The 17894-nt window shown below is 68.8% G+C and carries 15 protein-coding genes and 3 pseudogenes; 10 read left to right on the top strand and 8 right to left on the bottom strand.

Annotated elements, in window-relative coordinates; translation table 11 throughout:
• Positions 1–53 precede the first annotated feature (53 nt).
• Together C7T91_RS24440 and C7T91_RS24435 are read right to left on the bottom strand one after the other, a co-directional pair.
• Entirely contained in the window at positions 54–1340 is a 1287-nt protein-coding gene (locus C7T91_RS24440; protein WP_201742254.1) for an ABC transporter substrate-binding protein, read from the bottom strand.
• Positions 1341–1369: 29 nt separating this feature from the next.
• Complete coding sequence (locus C7T91_RS24435) at positions 1370–2902, bottom strand: sensor histidine kinase (RefSeq protein ID WP_145963009.1); 1533 nt, start codon at positions 2900–2902, stop codon at positions 1370–1372.
• Between C7T91_RS24435 and C7T91_RS24430 the strand changes: the two genes are divergently transcribed.
• The 9 genes and pseudogenes from C7T91_RS24430 to C7T91_RS39980 all read left to right on the top strand — a co-directional run.
• Positions 2868–3758, top strand: coding sequence for a hydantoinase/oxoprolinase family protein (locus C7T91_RS24430; RefSeq protein WP_161556090.1), 891 nt, complete (start codon positions 2868–2870; stop codon positions 3756–3758). The two genes, C7T91_RS24435 and C7T91_RS24430, sit on opposite strands and share 35 nt — an antisense overlap.
• Positions 3759–5351: 1593 nt before the next feature.
• Positions 5352–6797 (top strand): dihydropyrimidinase, encoded by a 1446-nt coding sequence (gene hydA / locus C7T91_RS24425; protein WP_108262022.1) that lies wholly within the window; start codon positions 5352–5354, stop codon positions 6795–6797.
• 59 nt (positions 6798–6856) lie between these two features.
• Entirely contained in the window at positions 6857–8134 is a 1278-nt protein-coding gene (locus C7T91_RS24420; RefSeq protein ID WP_108262020.1) for an ABC transporter substrate-binding protein, read from the top strand.
• Between the two features lie 73 nt (positions 8135–8207).
• A complete protein-coding gene (locus tag C7T91_RS24415) occupies positions 8208–9218 on the top strand; it encodes an ABC transporter ATP-binding protein (RefSeq protein WP_108262018.1) in 1011 nt (336 codons plus the stop codon).
• A gap of 1 nt (position 9219) precedes the next feature.
• Entirely contained in the window at positions 9220–10047 is an 828-nt protein-coding gene (locus tag C7T91_RS24410) for an ABC transporter permease (protein WP_330848885.1), read from the top strand.
• A gap of 49 nt (positions 10048–10096) precedes the next feature.
• Positions 10097–10939: an ABC transporter permease gene (locus tag C7T91_RS24405; RefSeq protein WP_236638481.1), complete on the top strand. Its 843-nt coding sequence runs from the start codon at positions 10097–10099 to the stop codon at positions 10937–10939.
• Between the two features lie 3 nt (positions 10940–10942).
• Positions 10943–11338, top strand: a complete 396-nt coding sequence (locus tag C7T91_RS24400) for a Rid family hydrolase (protein WP_236638480.1) — start codon at positions 10943–10945, stop codon at positions 11336–11338.
• 1 nt (position 11339) lies between these two features.
• Positions 11340–12146, top strand: coding sequence for a (S)-ureidoglycine aminohydrolase (gene allE, locus C7T91_RS24395; protein WP_108262016.1), 807 nt, complete (start codon positions 11340–11342; stop codon positions 12144–12146).
• Positions 12139–12543: pseudogene (locus C7T91_RS39980) on the top strand (M28 family peptidase); the annotation flags it as partial. The gene allE and the pseudogene C7T91_RS39980, both read left to right, overlap by 8 nt.
• Positions 12544–12681: 138 nt before the next feature.
• Here C7T91_RS39980 and C7T91_RS39975 read toward each other — a convergent pair.
• Both C7T91_RS39975 and C7T91_RS24380 read right to left on the bottom strand, forming a co-directional pair.
• Positions 12682–13257, bottom strand: a pseudogene (locus tag C7T91_RS39975) (pyridoxamine 5'-phosphate oxidase family protein); the annotation flags it as partial.
• Positions 13257–13991 (bottom strand): lysophospholipid acyltransferase family protein, encoded by a 735-nt coding sequence (locus C7T91_RS24380; protein ID WP_108262014.1) that lies wholly within the window; start codon positions 13989–13991, stop codon positions 13257–13259. The gene C7T91_RS24380 and the pseudogene C7T91_RS39975, both read right to left, overlap by 1 nt.
• A gap of 41 nt (positions 13992–14032) precedes the next feature.
• Between C7T91_RS24380 and C7T91_RS39970 the strand changes: the two are divergent.
• Positions 14033–14323, top strand: a pseudogene (locus C7T91_RS39970) (hypothetical protein); the annotation flags it as partial.
• A gap of 145 nt (positions 14324–14468) precedes the next feature.
• Here the strand turns inward: C7T91_RS39970 and C7T91_RS24370 are convergent.
• The 4 genes from C7T91_RS24370 to C7T91_RS24355 form a co-directional block, all read right to left on the bottom strand.
• Positions 14469–15482: an SPFH domain-containing protein gene (locus tag C7T91_RS24370; protein ID WP_108262012.1), complete on the bottom strand. Its 1014-nt coding sequence runs from the start codon at positions 15480–15482 to the stop codon at positions 14469–14471.
• A 76-nt stretch (positions 15483–15558) separates the two neighbouring features.
• The gene (locus C7T91_RS24365) at positions 15559–16644 is read right to left on the bottom strand and encodes a DUF2927 domain-containing protein (RefSeq protein ID WP_108262010.1); all 1086 of its coding nucleotides are present in this window, start codon (positions 16642–16644) and stop codon (positions 15559–15561) included.
• Positions 16637–17344 carry an ABC transporter permease gene (locus C7T91_RS24360; protein WP_108262008.1) on the bottom strand — a complete coding sequence of 236 codons (708 nt, stop codon included), beginning with the start codon at positions 17342–17344 and terminating at the stop codon, positions 16637–16639. The genes C7T91_RS24365 and C7T91_RS24360 overlap by 8 nt, the downstream gene beginning before the upstream one ends.
• 164 nt (positions 17345–17508) lie before the next feature.
• Positions 17509–17751: a hypothetical protein gene (locus C7T91_RS24355; RefSeq protein ID WP_145963008.1), complete on the bottom strand. Its 243-nt coding sequence runs from the start codon at positions 17749–17751 to the stop codon at positions 17509–17511.
• Positions 17752–17894: the final 143 nt, after the last annotated feature.

Genomic DNA, 17894 nt, shown 5'->3' with positions numbered 1-17894 from the left:
TGCGGTTGAGGGGGAGGCCGCGGGTCAGGCCCGCGGCGCCGGGGTTGCTCGGATCAGGCGGCGAGCCAGACATATTCCGCGAAGGCGCAGCCCATCAGGCCGCCCAGCGGGTTGTCCTTCATGCCCTGGAGCTTGTCGGTGAAGCTGTCGATGTTGCCCATGTAGGCGGGGATGATGGTCCCGGCTTCCTTCGACACCATCGCCTGCAGATCCCAGTAGATCTCCTTGCGCTTGGCCTCGTCGGTCATGCCGCGGGCCTCTTTCAGCTTCGCGTCGAACGTTTCCGACTTGTACTGGCTCTCGTTCCAGGGCGCATCCGAGGCGTAGAGCAGCGAGAACAGGATGTCCGGGGTCGGGCGCGGGTTGATATGGCCGAAATGCACCGGCGCCTTCAGCCAGTAGTTCGACCAGTAGCCGTCATTCGGCACCCGGTCGACGGTCAGCTTCATGCCGATCTCCGCACCGGCCTGCTGCACGATCGTCGCCATGTCGACCGAGGAGGCCGCCGCATCCGAGGCGGTCATCGGGATCTCGGTGCCCAGCAGCCCGGCCTTCTCGAAGGCGTGCTTGGCGCGTTCCGGATCGTAGGCGGGGGCCTCGAGCTCGGTGTTGTAGTAGCGGTTGTTGGTCGGCACCGGCTGGTCATTGCCGATATCGGCATAGCCTCGGAGGATCGATTTCTGGATCATCTCGCGGTTGATCAGGTGCTTCATCCCTTCGACGAAGCCGGCCTTGGCGCCCGGTTCCAGATCGAGCCGGATGTTGAGGTTGGTGTAGTTGCCCGCGGTGGTCACGTAGTTGGTGATGCCGGGCTTGCCGTCGAGCATCCGCATCGAGCGCGGGTTCATCTTGGCGGCCAGATCGATGTCGCCGGACAGCAGCGCGTTCATCCGCGCGTTGTTGTCGGAGATCGCGAAGAACTCGATCGAGTCGAGATAGGGGCCTTCGGGCTTGAAGTAGTTCGGGTTCTTCGTGCCGATCGACCGCACGCCCGGCTCGAAGGTCTCGCAGGTGAAGGCGCCGGTGCCGTTGGCGGTGGTGAAATCCGAGGTGCCCTCGGCGAGGATCATGAAGTGGTGCAGCGCCAGGATGGTCGGCAGGTCGGCATTCGGCTCGGCCAGCACGATCTTGACGGTCAGGTCGTCGACGGTGTCGATCTCGGCCATCTGCTGGGCGATCGCGTTGACCTTCGAGCCCGTGGCCGGGTCGAGATGGCGTTTCAGCGACCAGACCACGTCGGCGGCCGACAGCGTCTTTCCGCTGTGGAAGGTGACGCCGGATTTCAGTTTGATCTGCCAGGTCTTGGCGTCGGCGGTCTCGACGGCCTCGGCCAGCTCCATCTGCGGCAGGCCGGTCTCGTCGAGGAAGGTCAGGCGGTTGTAGAAAGAGCAGGCGCGGACATAGTCCGTGGTGTTCGAGGCCTTGGCCGGGTCGAGCGTGTCGGCGGTCGAGGAGGACCAGCCGGCCGCGCGCAGGGAGCCGCCGGAAACCGGCGTGGCGGCGACGGCGCGGGTCGCGGAGCCCAGCAGCGTCGCGCCCCGGCATAGCCGAGCACCGGCGCGTCCTCTTCGGGCGCGGGCGCGGCCGCCTCGAACATCATCAGCCGCAGCGTGATCCGCGTGCCCTCGCCCTCGCGGCTCTCGACCGACAGCGTGCCGCCCATGATCTCGACCAGCAGCTTGGTGATGGTCAGGCCCAGGCCGGTGCCCGGCACCGCCTCCGCCGCCGCCGAGCTGCCGCGGTCGAAAGGCTGGAAGATCCGCTCCAGATCCGCCTGCGGGATGCCGATCCCGGTATCGAAGACCTCGATTTCGAGAGTCGAGCCGCGATAGGCGGCGCGCATCCCGGCCTCGCCTTCGGCGGTGAACTTCACCGCATTGGCCAGCAGGTTGATCAGCACCTGGCGCAGCCGCTTGCGGTCGGCCATGACATGGCGCGGCAGCCGTCCGCGGCGCTCGTAGGAGAAGCCGATCCCCTTGGCCCCGGCCTGCAGGCGGAACATGCCGGCGAGCTGGTCCAGAAGCTCGGGCAGCGCGATGCGGTCGCGCGCCAGCACCAGCGTGCCGCTTTCGACCCGCGAGATGTCCTGAAGCCCGTCGATCAGGTCGGTCAGGTGCTCGGCGCTGCGGCGGATCACGGCCGTGGCGGTGGCTTGCGTCTCCGGCGCGCGCTCCATCAGCTGGGCATAGCCGAAGATCGAGTTGAGCGGCGAGCGAAGTTCGTGGCTGAGCCCGGTCAGGAAGCGCGACTTGGCGAAATTCGCCGCCTCCGCCGCCTCGCGCGCCGCCTGCGCCGCCTCGTCGGACGCACGGCGGCGGGCGTTCTCGTCGGAAAGCGCCCGGGCCTGCATCTCGAATTCGTCCTCGACGGCGCGGCGGCCTTCGGCATTCAGCACGAGGAACCAGGCGACCAGCCCCGCGAGGATCGCGAGCACGGCGAAGACCGCCCACTGGCCGGCGTGGCGCTCGTCTCGGCGGCGATGCTCTGGCTCTGGCTTCCGGCCTCGCGCAACTTCCGCCCGCGCCGGGCCCGGCTCGGTCCGGCGATGGCGGCCTATCTGATGCATCTGGCCACTCCCGGCCTGCGCGAGGCGGTGCTGCAGGGCTTCCTGCTGATGGCCTGCTTCGTCGCCTTCTTCAACGTGATCGGTTTCCACCTGCTGTCGCCGGAGATGGGCCTCGGCCAGCATGCCGTCGGGCTGGTCTCGATCGCCTTCCTGCCCTCGACCTATGCTGCCGTGGCAAGCGCCCGTGCCGCCGAGCGCTTCGGCCGCCGCCGCGCCGCGCTGGTCTGCACCGGGCTGGCGATGGCCGGGGTGCTCTTGACGCTGCTGCCGCGGCTCCATCGTCGCGCGCGACGCGGCGGGCGTGCCGCAGGTCGGGCCGCGCTCGGCCGGGTCCAATCCGGGGCCGGTCTGCTACGGCAATGGCGGCACCGAGCTGACTGTCACCGACTGCAACCTGACGCTGGGCTATCTCAACGAAAACTCGATCGCGGGGGGCGAGATGCAGCTCGACCGAGCCGCCGCCGTCGCCACCTGCGACACGCAGCTGGCCGGGCCGCTCGGCAAGGCGCCGGAAGAGGCCGCGCATGGCGTCTTCACGCTTTCCTGCATGACGATGATCCAGGCGATCCGAGCGGTCACGACCGAACGCGGCCAGGATCCGCGCGATTTCGCGGTCTTCGCCTTTGGCGGCAACGGCCCGCTCTTCGCCGCCGGGATTGCCGAAACGCTGGGCTGCGGCAAGGTCATCGTGCCGCCCGCGCCGGGCGTGTTCTCGGCACTCGGCCTGCTCTGTGCCGAGATCGAGATCCACAAGTCGCGCAGCTTCCGCCGGTTGCTCGACGGTGCCGCCGTGAAGGATGCGCAAGCCGCGCTGGCCGAGATGGCGGTTCTGGCCGAGGCCGAGGCGCAGCGCTCCGGCGGGCGCCTGACAGCGACGGCGCGGATGCGCTATGCCGGGCAGAGTTCGGACCTGCTGGTCCCCTTGGGCGATCCCGCGCAGCTGACCGAAGCCGCGATGCGCGCCGTCTTTACCGCCGAGCATGACGCGGTCTTCAAGTTCACCGCGCCCGAGACCGAGCCCGTGCGGATCACCGCGATCGAGCTTTGCTACGCGCTGCCGGTGGGCCGGCTCGACCCGAACCGGCGGCGGCTGGCGAGGGGCGCGCTTGGCAAACGGATGGGCGTCCGAGGGGGCCGGCATGCGGCGGCTATCGACGGCTTCTCGATGCCAGGAAGGCCTCCGCCGCAATGAGCAGGAAGGGCGATTTCCCCGAGTTCAAGCTGGTCCGCCTCGGCGGATCGCACGGTCCGGGGGGCCGTGCGACGGCGCCGGGCGACCCATGGAGAGCGCCTCCGGATCGCCGAAGGACGCGTTGGTCCGCCGCCCCAAGTTCCGGTCACGCCAGGAGGCGAAAGCCGCGCTATTCGAATGCATCGAATCTCCTGCAACCGGCAGCGCCACCTCTCCGGCATCGGCGGCCGGACCCCTGCGCAGGCCAGGATCGACATGGCCCCCATTGTGGCCGCATCGTGCATGTCGGCCCCGTCCGGGAGCCGGGGAAAGGTCAGGGCATCGGAAGGATGCAGAGACCGATCCTCCGGACTGGCCTCCGTATGGTCAGGCGGTCCCGGAGCCGATCTAGGGGATGCGACGGTCGCCGGGCCGGAGGCAGAACATGGCATGCATCGGACGGTGATCGACACTTGGAACGGGTAGGCGGCGCCACCGGTCGGGGGCGCGCGCCCCGCATGCAGGCGATCGAGGGGGATGCGCAAGGTCTCTTCCAGCAAGCGCGAGGCAAAAGCTGCCGCTCCGGCATGCAAGATCGGGCGCAGGCCGTCCCCCTGTCCGGCTTGATGCAACCGCTTCATATCCGGTTCCAGCCCCCGGCCTGCTGCGCCCTTTCCGGTTCGAAAGCGGGCGCCGCATCACACGCGTTGGCTCCCGCCGCCAATGGAAGGAGTGCTTGCGCTTTTCTGCCTGCCGGAGAGGCCGCCGAAAGACCTTGGGCCAGAATCCAGAAACTGTCCGGAGCAGCACTTCCGGCGGGGTGCAGATCATTGACGCCCAGACCAAGGGCGAGACGGAACGTCGGTCGGCCATCTGCCGACGGCCTGGAAACGGCGGTCGAATTCAAGAGAGGCGCGCATCATCGCGGCGCTGGATGAAGGCAGGGCGAAGACACCCGGGACAGCGGCGGCCGCTCCGGAGAGGCTGCTGCGGACCGGGCGCGGAACGCGGAGCGGACTCGTCCACCGCATGCGCGCGGCTGCTTGAGGAGCTGTCGCAGGCCTGAGGCCGACTTCGTCCGCCGCGCCTTCGAAGGCAGGCGCAGGTGCGCGCTCGTGCCCCCCCCCGGAGGCGGGGATCATGATCGCAGGACTGACGGCAAAGGGTCAGGCTCCGGCTTCCGCGGCAGCATCTGCCTCTTGGGTCGAACGCGATCAGGCCGCGGCAAAGTCCCGGCGACGGTGCCGACCTGTGGCCATGGACGCGACGATGGTTGCGATGAGCCTCGCCCAAATGGCTCGTAGGCGGGCGAGGATCTTGCGGAGCGCCCGGAGCTGAAGCGGCTCCTCCCCGGCGGCAGCCATTCCGCAGCCTGCCTGCTGCGCGGCCGGAACTGATCCGGCCCCGGCGGGCGAAACCGGCCCGGCCGCAGGTCCCCTGCGGCCGGGCCGCTGCGTTTTCCGGACACGCAGCGCCCATGAAGCCGCCACTCCGCCGGAATTTGCTTAATAAATCATCACGTCGTGGCATTTAAGTACTTTGACATGACATTACAGTACATTTTGCGCAAAAGGTCCGGTACCAAGACCCATGACCGGCCCGGAGGACCCCGCCATGACCACGCCCCTCGATCTCGCCATCCGCAACGCCACCGTTGCCACCAGCCGGGACGTGACGCAGATGGATATCGGCATTGCCGGCGGGCGCATCGTGCAGCTCGGCCGGGTCGGACCTGCCGCGGAAGACGTCGATGCCAGGGGGCTGATCGTGACGCCGGGCGGCGTCGACACCCATTGCCATCTCGACCAGGTCGAGCCGGGCATGGGCAACGGCGCGGAAACGCTGGCGACCGGCGGCCGCTCGGCCCTGGCGGGCGGCACCACCTCGGCAGTGTCCTTCCTCGGGCAGATCCCGGACCACAGCCTAACCGAGGTGCTGCAGGAAAGCCTGCGCCGCGGCGAGGCGTCCCGGATCGACTATTCCTTCCACCAGATCATCAATGACGCGACGCCCGAGGTCATGGCCGAGGTGCCGCAGATCATCGAGCGCGGCATCCGCAGCCTCAAGGCCTTCCTGACCTATGACGCGGCGCGGCTGAACGATGCCGAATTCCTCGAGGTGCTCGAGGCCGCGCGGCGCGGCGGCGCCATGGTCGCGGTGCATTGCGAGAATTACCACGCCATCGGCTGGCTGACGAAAAAGCTGCTGGCCGACGGCCGCACCGGGCCGAAATACCATGCCTGGTCGCGGCCCAAGGTGGTCGAGCGCGAGGCCACCTACCGCGCGATCTGCCTCGCGGAACTGACCGGCACGCCGATCCAGGTCTTCCACGTCTCCTGCGCCGAAGTGGCCGAGGAAATCGCCCGCGCCCAGGCACGCGGCGTGAAGGTCTGGGGCGAGACATGCCCGCAATACCTGGTGCTGAGCGAGGACGACATGGACCGCCCCGGCCAGGAGGGCGCGGGCTTCATGTGCAGCCCGGCACCGCGCAGCAGGGCCGACCAGGAGGGGATGTGGGACATGATCCGCCGCGGCGTGATCGATGTCGTCTCCTCGGACCATTCCGCCTTCAACCTGACCGGGAAGAACGGCAAGGACGCAGCCGGACCGGAGGCCAGCTTCGCCGAGATCCCGAACGGCGTGCCCGGCGTCGGCGCGCGGATGCCGATCGTCTTCTCCGAAGGCGTCTCGAAAGGCCGGATCACGCTCGACCATTTCGTCCGCCTGACCGCCGCCAATCCCGCGAAGCTCTACGGCCTGGCGCCGCAGAAGGGCGACATCGCGATCGGCGCCGATGCCGACCTGGTGCTGTGGGATGCAGGCCGCAAGGTGACGCTGGACAACGCCGTCATGCAGCACGCGGTCGATTACACCCCCTATGCCGGGCTCGAGGTCACCGGCTGGCCGGTCGCCACCTATCTGCGCGGGACGCGCGCGATGCAGGACGGCGAAGTGCTGGCCCCCGAGGGCGCCGGCCGTTTCCTGCCGCGCGGCCGCTACAAGCTGGCCGAGCCCTCCTCCGACGTTCCCAACGGATTCACCGCCGCCGAGATCGGCTGATCCGGCGTCCAACCAGAACCGGCCCGTCCGGCCCCCTCTCGCCAACAGGAGACCCCACGATGACCATGTCCAACGCCCGCGCCGGGTGGACCCGCCGCAGCTTCCTCAAGTCCACCGGCGCCGCCGCCGTCGGCTCGACCCTGGCCGCGCCGATGGTCTGGGCGCAGAACATCAAGGATGTCGTGCTGCGCTCGACCTCGACCGGCACCGCCGCCGCCAATGCCATCGCCCACAAGGCCAAGGAAGACATCGGCGTCACGATCCAGTTCACCGCGCTCGACACCGACTCGGTCAACAACCGCATCGTCACCCAGCCCGACAGCTACGAAATCGCCGACATCGAGTATTTCAGCTGCAAGAAGATCTTCCCCACCGGCGTTCTGCAGCCGATGGATACCAAGCGGATCCGCTACTACGACGACATCGTTCCGCTGTTCAAGACCGGCAAGCTGGGCCCCGACAGCATGGTCGCCCAGGGCACCGCGCCGCATACGGTGGGCTTCCTCGAAGGCGCGGACTCGACCACCTTCGCGGCCGGCGAGACCGAGTGGATGTCGCTGATCCCGACGACCTACAATGCCGACACGCTGGGCATCCGCACCGACATGATCGACCGCCAGATCACCAGCTGGGCGGACATCATGGACCCCGAGTTCAAGGGCCGCGCGGCGCTGGTCAACATTCCGTCCATCGGCATCATGGACGCGGCGATGATCCTCGAAGCCCAGGGCGTGCTGACCTATGGCGACAAGGGCAACATGACCCGCGACGAGATCGACCAGACCGTCGAATTCCTGATCAAGGCCAAGCGCGACGGCCATTTCCGCGCCCTGTGGAAGAGCTTCGACGAAAGCGTCAACCTGATGACCTCGGGCGAGGTGGTGATCCAGTCGATGTGGTCCCCGGCCGTGGCGGCCGTGCGCTCGCAGGGCGTGCCCTGCGTCTACCAGCCGCTGAAGGAAGGCTACCGCGCCTGGGGCGGCGGCATGGGCCTGGCGCGGCGGCTCGAGGGGCTGCAGCTCGACGCGGCCTATGAATACATCAACTGGTACCTCTCGGGCTGGGCCGGCGCCTATCTGAACCGCGAAGGCTACTACTCGGCCGTCCTGAGCACCGCCAAGGAGCACATGACCGAGAACGAGTGGGGCTTCTGGATGGAAGGCAAGCCCGCCACCGAGGACATCGTCAGCCCCGAGGGCGTGAAGATGGAAGATGTCGGCACCGTCCGCGACGGCGGCTCCTTCGAAGAGCGCATGGGCAATGTCGCCTGCTGGAACTCGGTCATGGACGAGGACCGCTACATGATCATGAAGTGGAACGAGTTCGTCGCCGCCTGATCCACCGCGGAGGGCGGCACCCGGCCGCCCTCCCACCCCCTTCCGGCCCCAAGCACGACCAGACAGGAAGCCCATGCCCAACAAGGACGTAGAGCTCGTCTCGCTGACCAAGAGGTTCGGCGCGTCGACCGCCGTGAACGCCATCGACCTGCAGATCGCCGAGGCCAGCTATTGCTGCCTGCTCGGCCCCTCCGGCTGCGGCAAGTCGACGACGCTCAGGATGATCGCCGGGCATGAGGACGCCAGCTCCGGCGACATCCTGGTGCAGGGCCGCCAGGTGACGCACCAGCCGCCGTCGCAGCGCGGCACCGCGATGATGTTCCAGAGCTACGCGCTGTTCCCGCATCTCGACGCGCGCGACAACGTCGCCTTCAGCCTGCGGATGCGCGGCATCGGCAAGGCCGAGCGCAACCGCAAGGCGCAGGAGCTGCTCGAGCTGGTCGAGATGCAGGACTATCTCTCGCGGCGCCCGCACGAGCTGTCGGGCGGCCAGCAGCAGCGCGTCGCGCTGGCCCGCGCGCTGGTCAACGAACCCTCCGTTCTGCTGCTCGACGAGCCGCTCTCGGCGCTCGACCCGTTCCTGCGCATCCGGATGCGCGAGGAGCTGAAGCGGTTCCAGCGCGACCTCGGCATCACCTTCATCCACGTCACCCACAGCCAGGACGAGGCGCTGGCGCTCGGCGACCAGGTCGTGGTGATGCAGTCGGGCGAAATCCGCCAGAGCGGCACCGCCCGCGAGGTGTTCGAGACCCCGGCCAACGAATTCGTCGCCCGCTTCATCGGCGGCCACAACATCCTGGTCTCGGACCGCGGCCCGGTCTCGGTGCGCGCCGACCACCTGCGGCTCGCTCCCGGGGCCGCACCGGTCCCGGCCGAGGCCCGCGCGCTCACCGGCACGGTCGGCGCCGTCGAATACCAGGGCAGCCGGGTGCGCGTCACCGTTGCCGAGGACGCCGCCGACCGGCGCCATGTGGCGGAGCTGGAGGACCGCGCCTTCTTCGCCGCGCCCTATGCGCTCGGCGCCCAGGTCCAGCTGAGCTGGATGCCCGCCGACGAACATCCGCTTGCCGCGGCAGGAGGCTGAGATGCGCGCCGCCCCTTCCCCCTCGCTTCACGGCCGGTTCGACCGGCTGCTGCCCTACCTGCAGATCGCGCCGCTGGCGCTGGTGCTCTTCGTCTTCCTGCTGATCCCGCTGGCGCTGATCGTCGTGGTCAGCTTCTGGGACTATGACAGCTTCCGGGTGATCCCGGCCTTCGTGACCTTCAACTACACGGAAATGCTCGGATCGCCGACCATCTGGCGGACGATGTGGAGCACGGTGCAGTTCACCCTGATCACGCTGGCGATCACCGGCGCGCTCGGCTTCGCGGTGGCCTATTACATCGCCTTCTATGTCCGCTCGCCGGTGATGAAGACGATCTTCTTCATGGCCTGCACCATCCCGTTCCTGACCTCGAACATCATCCGGATGATCTCCTGGGTGCCGTTCCTCGGGCGCAACGGGCTGATCAACTCGATGCTGATGGATATCGGCCTGACCGCCGAGCCGCTCGACTTCCTGCTCTATTCGCGCTTCGCGGTGGTGCTGGTCTATGTCTATCTCTTCACCCTCTTCATGGTGACGCCGCTCTTCAACGCGATGTCGCGGATCGACCGCAGCATCATCGAGGCCGCCGTCGACGCAGGCGCCTCGCCGCTGCAGATCATGTTCCGCGTGGTTCTGCCGCTGACCAAGACCGGCTTCGCCATCGGCTCGGTCTTCGTGATCACGCTGGTGATGGGCGATTTCGTCACCGTGCGGCTGATGGGCGGCGGGCAGAGCGCCTCCACGGGCCTGCTGATCACCAACCAGATCTCATGCTGCAATATCCTGCCGCCTGCGCCAATGCGGTCCTGCTCCTCATCGTGGTGATGGCCGCGATCGGCGGCATCCTGCGCGGCACCGACATCCGGAGGGCCCTATGATCCGCCACAGCCCCCTCTCCCGCGCCCTGCAGATCCTGATGGGCCTGTTCCTGCTGTTCCTCTACGGGCCGACGATCACGATCCTGATCCTGTCCTTCCAGGGGCCGCAGGGCGGCCTGACCTTCCCGCTGAAGGACGCCTCGCTGCACTGGTTCGCCTCGCTCTTCGAGGTCCAGCGCGTGGGCGACTTCGGCGGCTCGCTGAAGCGCTCGCTGATCCTCGCGGTCCTGGTGATGTTCGTGAACGTGCTGATCGCGGTGCCGGCCGGCATGGCCCTGCGCAAGGGCTTCCGCGGGGCGCGCACGCTGTTCTGGCTGACCATCGCCAGCCTGATCGTGCCGTCGATCCTCGTCAGCCTCGGCATCGGGCTCCTGTTCAGCCAGACCGGGCTGGGCACGTCCTGGTACACCAGCGCCTTCGGCGCGCACCTGACCTGGACCCTGCCCTTCGGCGTGCTGATCATGATCGGCGTCTTCGCCCGGCTGAACCCGGCCTACGAAGAGGCCGCGGTCGATGCCGGCGCCACCCGCTGGCAGACCTTCCGGCATGTCACCTTCCCGATCATCCTGCCCAATGTCGTGGGCGTGATGCTGTTCGGCTTCTCGCTTTCCTATGACGAGATGCCGCGCACCGTGCTGGCGGGCGGCGCCTACAACACGCTGCCGCTGGAAATCTACGCGATGACCAACAACGTCACGACGCCCGTGCTCTACGCGCTCGGCTCGCTGACCACGCTGGTCTCCTTCGCGGTGATCGCCACCGCGCTCGTCCTGATGTCCATCGCGCGCCGCCGCACCGGCGGCGGCGCGGCCCTTTCCAAACCTTCCGAGGAGACCTGATCCGTGACCACCACCAAGTTCCAGTCCATCGAGCGCCTTCCGGTCCCGGACATGCCCAGCAAGTCCTGCGTCGCCATCCACCGCCTGCCCGGCGGCGGCGGGTTCCTCTGGGGCGTCGCCACCTCGCGCGATCTCAGCCTCGACCTGCCCGGCCAGGCCCGCGACGCCATGGCGGTGATCGACGGCTATCTCGAGGCCGAAGGCATCGACCGCCGCGCCATCGTCAAATGCGAAGTCGTCACCACCGACCATGACCGCAAGCCGGAATTCGACGCGGTCTGGCAGGAATGGATGCCCGAGGGCTACGGCCCGGTCCGCTCCTTCGTCGAGTCGAAGATGCCCGACGGCGATCTGGTCGAGCTGATCGTCACCGCCGTCCTGCCCGCGGAGAAAGCCTGACATGTTCCCGTCCGACTTCAAGACCGCCCCCGGCCAGTTCCGCCCCGGCGCCATCGGCCATGGCCGCTGCCGCGTCACCCCGAACTACGCGGTGATGCCGCCCGAAGGCGTGATGGACAGCTACCTGCCGCAATGGGTGAACACCGTGGCGCGCTTTCTCGCCGGACCGCAGCTCGGCGCGAAATTCGGCCAGGTGATCCTGGAAATCGCCTCCGGCGGCGGCACCCGCGGCCGGGTCCGCGACCGGCTGCAGCACCTGTTCTGGGTGCTCGAGGGCAGCGTCACGCTGACCGTCGACGACCATGAGCCGGTCGAGCTCGCCGCGGGCGGCTATGCCTTCCTGCCCGCCGGGACCGGCCACACCGTCACCGCCGCGGGCGGCGCTCCGGCCCGGCTGATGGACATCCGCAAGCCCTATGTCCCCGCCGAGGGCTTCGACGCGCCGCCGGTGATCATCTCGCACCGCGACAAGCTGGAGAAGATCAACCACAACGGCACGATCGGGCGCACCTGGGAGCACCTGATGCCCTATGGCGACATGCGCTTCGATTTCGAGGTCAACATCCTCTCCTTCGAGCCGGGCGTGCATTTCCCCGACATCGAGACCCACATCATGGAGCACGGCCTGCTGATGCTCGAGGGCCAGGGGCTCTACCTGCTCGACCAGGACTGGCACGAGGTCTGGGAGGGCGACTTCATCTGGATGGGACCGTTCTGTCCGCAGTTCTTCTATCCCACCGGTTGGACGCGCTCGGCCTACATGCTCTACAAGGACGTCAACCGGGACCTCGTCTTCGCGGATGCCTGACGCCGGACACCCGGCCGTCGCCCGGGTCCTGGCGCGCATCGACGCGCTGGCCCGGATCTCCGACGAGCCGGACCGCCTGACCCGCCTGCCGCTCGGCCCCGCCCAGCGGCAGGCGGCGGAGATGATCCTCGGCTGGATGCGCGAGGCGGGCATGGACACCGTCCGCGATGCCACCGGCAACCTGATCGGAACCTATCCCGGCGGCGCGCCGGGCAACCGCCCCGTTCTGGCGCTCGGCTCGCATTTCGACACGGTGCGCGATGCCGGCCGCTTCGACGGCACGCTGGGCATCCTGGCTGCCATCGAGACCGTGCAGGCGCTGCACGACCGCGGCACCGTGCCGGACGTGACGCTGCAGGTTCTGGCCTTCGAGGACGAGGAAGGCATCTGCTTCGGCTCGAGCCGCCTCGGCAGCCACGCCTATTCGGGACGGCTGCGCGCGGAGCACATGGCGGAAACCGGCGCGGAAGGCCTGACGGTCGCCGACCGGCTGCGCGCGGCAGGGCTGTCGCCCGATGCCGCGCTCGCGGTCCGGCCAGCTTCGGTCGTAGTCGTCGCCGCCGACCTCTCCGGCGCTTTGGGCGGCAAGGATCTGGCCCGGGCTGGGCAGGGCGGGGCGGTCGCCCGCGGGCTCCCAGAGCTGCGAGCGCATCAGCGCCCGCGCACATTGGAAATAGACCTCGGCAACGGCGATCACCGCGACGGTGCGGGGCTGCGTCCCCTTGGCGGCGAATCTGGCGCTGAGCCCTGCATCCGCGGTCAGCCGCGCGGTGCCGTTGATGCGGATGACGTTGGTCTCGCCCGGTACCATCAGCATCAGCGAGACCCGTCCGTCGCGGACGATGTTGCGCAGGCTGTCGATCCGGTCGTTGCCGCGCCAGTCGGGCAGGGCGAGCGTGCGCTCGTCGAGCATCGTCACGACCGGGCCGTCATCGCCGCGCGGCGAGGCATCGGTGCCCTCGGGACCTACGGTCGAGAGCACGCAGAACCGCGCCGCCTCCAGCCAGGGCCGGTAGGCCGGGGTGATCCGGTCGGCGACCTTCACGGTCGAGGGCGGCTTCGGCTGCCCGTAATGGGTTTCCAGCTCCGCCTCGCTGCCGATCCAGTCCATCACGCGCTCCTGCGGAATCCGGCCTCGGCCATCAGCGCATCGCTGGCGGTCTCGATCTCGGTCTTCAGCCTGTCCATGAAGGGCGACAGCTCCAGGCCGGGCGCGATCGGGTCGAGGAATTCGACCACGGCGAGGCCAGGCTTGCGGTAGATGCCGCTGCGCGGCCAGAACACGCCGACATTGGTGGCGGCAGGCACGCAGGTCTGGCCGAGCTGCTTGTAGAGCGCGCCCGAGCCGATCTTGTAGGGCAGATCGGCGTCCGGCGCGACGCGGGTGCCCTGCGGATAGATGATCAGCTGGCCCGGCCCGGCACCGTTGCCCGAAACGTCCTTCAGCATCTTGGCGACCGCCGCGCCGCGCTTGCCGCGGTCGACCGGCACGCAGCCGATCCGCAGCGCGAACCAGCCCAGCACGGGAGCGCGCAGCAATTCGCGCTTCATGATGAAGCGCGGCTTCGGCAGGACCGAGCACAGGAGGATGATGTCGAAGAAGCTCTGGTGCTTCGAGGCGATCAGCACCTCGCCCGCGGGCACCGTGCCGCGGATCTCCGAGCGCAGCCCGACCATCCAGCGCGCGGTCCAGCGCACCCAGTTGCAATAGGTGTGGATGCCCTTCGAGGCGCCGCGGCGGTCGATTGCCGCCCAGGGCGCGAAGACCAGCCCCATCAGGGCCATCATCAGGTACATCTGTCCCACGAACAGAAGCGAGCGTAACCAGCGCCAGGCATGGGCCATGTCAGGGGCGTCCTTTCAGCATCCGGAGCGCGCTCCGGCGGGTGGTGATCCAGGCCACGAGCGCGGCAAAGAGCGGGACCGGCACCAGGAGCGCCCATCCGAACCCGTCGGGGCGCAGCGCGGGCAGCCCTGCGGCGCCGGTTGCCGGGAAAGTGGCAAGGATCGCCGCGGCAAGCAAGCTGCCGCCGACCGCGCCGAAGAAGGCGCGCAGGGTGATCCGGCGCACGAAGAAGCCCGAGCGCATCGCCTTCGACGAGGTGGTCGACCTCCTGGGCATCGCGCCGCTCTTCGACCGTCCTGCCGCGCGGCTCTCGGGCGGCGAGCGCCAGCGCGTCGCGATCGGCCGGGCGCTGCTGTCGCAGCCGGAGCTCTTGCTGATGGACGAGCCGCTCTCGGCGCTCGACCGCATGTCGAAGGACGAGATCCTGCCCTATCTGGAACGCCTCCATGCCAGCCTGTCGATCCCGGTACTCTATGTCAGCCACGACATGGCCGAGGTGGACCGCCTGGCCGAAACGCTGGTGCTGATGGAGGCCGGCCGGGTCCGTGCCGCCGGGCCGCTGGGCGGGATGCTGGCCGATCCGGCGCTGCCGATGCTGCACCGGCCGGAACCGCGGGCTGCCAGGCGGGCTGGGGCCGCGCGCCCCAGGGGCCCTGCGCCATCTGCTGGCCCATGCCCATGCCCATCCCCATGCCGATCCCGGCGCCCATGCCGGAATGCGGCGTCTCGGCGGCGCGGGTCATCGCCTCGGCGGCGGAATAGTGCTGGTAGGCGGCGAGATCGCCGATGATCCCCATCGAGCTGCGCTTGTCGAGCGCGGCCTCGACCGCGGGCGGCAGCGAGATGTTCTCGATGTAGAGTTCCGGCATCTCGAGCCCGTAGCCCTCGAGCACCGGCGCGATCCGCCCGGCCATCAGCTTGCCGAATTCGGCGGTGTTCGCCGCCATGTCGAGCACCGGGATGCCCGAGCTGGCCGCCACGCGGGAAAATTCCTGCACGATGATGTTGCGGATCTGGAAGGCGATCTCGCCGGAGGTGAATTCGCCGTCGGTGCCGACGATTTCCAGCATGAAGCGCGCGGCGTCCTTCACCCGGATCGAATAGGTGCCGAAGGCCCGGAGCCGCACCGGGCCGAATTCCGGGTCGCGCAGCATCAGCGGGTTCTTCGTGCCCCATTTCAGCCCGTTGAAGCGGGTGGTGGAGACGAAATAGACCTCGGACTTGAAGGGCGAGCGGAAGCCGTGATCCCAGTGCTGCAGCGTGGTCAGCACCGGCATGTTGTTGGTTTCCAGCATGTAGAGGCCGGGGGTGAAGACATCGGCCAGCTGGCCTTCATGGACGAAGACCGCCGTCTGGCCCTCGCGCACGGTCAGCTTGGCGCCGTACTTGATGGCATGGCCGTGGCGCTCGAAGCGCCAGACCATCGTGTCGCGGGTGTCGTCCACCCAGTCGATGACGTCGATGAACTCGCCGGACAGGAACGAAAACATGCGCTTGGTCCTTTTCGCGGGGCGTCGCTTGGCTGGTTATGGCACGCGGCGGCGGATCGTCCAACCCGCCGTCCCGTCACTCCTGCGGGACCGGCGCCGGGGCGGCGGCCACTTCGACCGGGGCGGTCTCCGGCGCTTGCGGCGCGGCGGCCATCGGCGGCGGCAGCAGCTCCCTTGCGATCTCGTGCACCGGGGCGGTGGCCTCGGCCACGTCCATGCCGGGGTGCAGCCGCCGGTCGTAGAGCATTTTCAGCATCAGCCGGTCCTGGTCGGTCAGCCGGGTGAATTCCTCGTCGTCGTTGAAGATCGACGGGCTGGCCTCGCGGCTGTCATTGGCGAGCCCCATGCCCTGGGCCAGCTCCTCGTGGAAGCAGCCGCGGCGCAGGCGCGGCGGATGCTCGGCGCGGATGATGGCGACGGCGCGCAGATAGGTCTGCGGCGCCTCGGGGGCGGAGAAGGCCACCACCAGGCAGAAGGTCGAGGGCAGGATGTCGAGCATCGATTCGAGCACCGGATCGGTGATCCCCGGCACGATGCGGCGCAGCTCGGGGCGCAGGTGCAGGCGTTCGTCCTCGCTGACCACGAAGACGCTGAAATTTCCGCCCTTCTCGGCCATCCGGACCGGGTGGCCGCTGGCCTCGCGGATGATGCGCACCACCTCGGCGGCCTCGGCGCGGTCGGCGCCCTGCTGTGCCGGGGCGACCGATGCGCCGAAATTGACGGACACTTCGACCGGAGCAGCCCAGCGGCGCAGGCGGCTGGCGCTCTCGCGCGCGACGAAGGCGCCGCCCTCGACCGGGGTGTATTCGTCATGCAGCGCGATGCGGATGAAATTGGTGGCCAGCCGGTCGGCATCGATGCCGTCGAGCCCGCCGGTATCCTCGCGCAGCCGCCCGGCCGCGACCAGGCGGTCCTCCAGGAGGCCGTAGCGGCGCACCAGCTCGTCGCTGGTGGCCACCGGCATGTCGCGGATCGGACTTTCCTCGGGCACCGGATTGGGCTGCGGCCGCGCCAGCGAAAGCTCCACCCCGTCGAGCAGCACCGCACCGCCGGTTTCCAGCCGGAGGCCCGACACCGACAGCGGCAGCAGCGGCGCGGGGCTTGCCGTGGCCGTCCGGCTGCGCCGGAACGGCACGGTCTGGGTCATGCCGAGCTCAGACATGCGCCTGCCTCGCCGCGGTCATGCGCAGCGTCTGCACCGCGGCATTCACGCCGAGCGCCAGCACCAGGAGGATGATGCCGAGCGCCAGGGCGAGGGCCAGATCGCCCTTGGAGGTTTCCAGCGCGATGGCCGTGGTCATCACCCGGGTCAGATGGTCGATATTGCCGCCGACGACGATCACCGCGCCGACCTCGGCCACGGCGCGGCCGAAGCCCGCCAGCCAGACTGTCAGCAGCGCGTAGCGCCCGTCCCAGAGCAGCGCCGCGATGCGCTGGCCCGGGCTCAGGCAGAGCGAGCGGAACTGCTCGGCATATTCGGCATGCAGGTCCTCGAGCACCTGGCGCGACAGCGCGGCGACGATCGGGACGATCAGGATGGTCTGGGCGAGGATCATCGCGCCGGGGGTGTAGAGCAGCCCGAGGAAGCCAAGCGGGCCGGAGCGCGACAGATGCAGGTAGACCAGGAGGCCGACGACCACCGGCGGCAGGCCCATGAGCGCATTCATCAGCACGAGAACGGCGCCGCGGCCGCGGAACCGGCTGACCGCGACCAGGGCGCCGATCGGCAGCCCGATGGCACTGGCCAGGAGCGCGGCGCTCAGGCTCACCCTGAGCGACAGCCCGACGATCTCGTAGAGATCGGCCTCCCCGGAGAGCACCAGGGACAGCGCCAGCCTGAAGGCCTCTCCGATGTCCTGCAAGAATTCCTCCCGCCCGGAAATTATGCGTCACGTCGAATATGCCGTCCCCGCGGCAGGACGCAAGGGCGGATTGGCGCATTTGCAGGCATTCCGGAAAAAGCGGGGGCGGGATGCGCGAAGAGGGGCCGCTTGCACGGCCCCTCCCCCCTATGCGGCCGGTGCCGCTATTTGTGGACCTGGTCCCGGTCGCGGTCCTGATCCTGCTCCTGATCGCCCGCGCCGGTGCCGTCGTCGGCAGTGTCGCCGCCATCTGCACCGGCATTGGCTGCGGAGCCGGCCGAGGCGGAGGCCGTGCCTGTGCCGCCGCCAGTGTCGCTGCCGCCCGCATAGGGGCCGCCCTCGTTCTGGAATGCGCTGCAGGCGGCGAGCGCCACCGCTGCAGCGAGCAAAAGGATCAGATGTCTCATGATGGCCTCCCTCTCCGGAAACTGCTCCATTCTACCTTGGGGCGAGTTCCGCCTGCCATGATCTGGGTCAGGCAGGCGGCTTGCGGCGGCCCCGCCATGGACCTGCCGGCCGGTGCCGCTACCTGATGCAGGAATGTCCCCAG

This window comes from Mangrovicoccus ximenensis (genome assembly GCF_003056725.1).
Classification (GTDB): domain Bacteria; phylum Pseudomonadota; class Alphaproteobacteria; order Rhodobacterales; family Rhodobacteraceae; genus Mangrovicoccus; species Mangrovicoccus ximenensis.
This window is presented reverse-complemented; position numbering and strand designations above follow the sequence as displayed.